Here is a 904-nt window from a genome sequence, read left to right as displayed (position 1 = left end):
ACGACCGTCGACGTCGTCGGCGCAGTTTGCTCCAACCAGGATATCGTCACCTTGCGTGCCAATGATCGGCGGTGCCTTCAGCACTGAAAACTGGGCCGTCTGCAAGACAGACACCTTGCCGTCGCTGATCTGATAGGTGACGGTCACGGGACCGAGCATCGCCGCATCGAAATACCAGGCGCTCGGCGTCTGCGTCAGTGTCCCCGACGACACGGTAACGTTTTCGATACGGAGCGCATCGCCGTCCGGATCAGATGCACCGCGCAGAAGATCAGAAAGCCCGATCAGAGCGACCGCACAGCCAAAGACATCCGCCAGATAGACCGGCCCGCTGACCCTGGGCGCACGATTGACGGCTTTCTCCTCGTCCGTGTCCTCATCGTCATCCACCTCAGACTCTGGATCGTCGCGCGGATCGAGTTCATAAGCCGGTGCAGCCTCGGCGTTTGAACCACCGCCACCCCCACCGCCGTTGCCAATATTTGATACCCTGCCACCGCGCCAGGCATTGTCGTTGGCCGCGTGGAAGGAGAACGACACCCCACCGAAGTTCTTCAAAAGGGCCGAGTTTGGCAGGTTGAGCTTTTGAAACTCGATCATCGGGGAATCGGAAAGCTCATAGCGCCAGTCTCCGTTACCGAACAATCGGCCGCCGGAACCGGACCTGTCTTTTGCTGCTTCTTCGAGTTCCGTCATCACTTCGGGAGCGCCAGCTGCTGCAACCTCAGGCGACCCGGACTGCTCCGGCGCTTGAGACTTGGCTTCTTCCTGCCGCTCGTCACTGCCCAGCCGCGGGAATGCACTTTTCAGGTAAAGCGCAAGCCCGGTGAGAAACACCGTAAAGAACAGTGGTGCATTGGAGCGTTTGTCCTGGTTCTTCAGGACATAATGTTCATGTGACTCA

General features: G+C 59.0%; 1 protein-coding gene. It reads right to left on the bottom strand.

Annotation, left to right across the window (positions count from 1 at the left end; all coding sequences use genetic code 11):
* The coding region (locus tag LB462_RS30930) for a cadherin-like domain-containing protein (protein ID WP_224515953.1) at window positions 1-904 on the bottom strand (904 nt) is incomplete at both ends.

Source organism: Phyllobacterium chamaecytisi (assembly GCF_020164455.1).
Lineage (GTDB): Bacteria > Pseudomonadota > Alphaproteobacteria > Rhizobiales > Rhizobiaceae > Phyllobacterium > Phyllobacterium chamaecytisi.
Note: the sequence above shows the minus strand (reverse complement) of the source record. Positions and strands in the feature narration are given on the sequence as shown.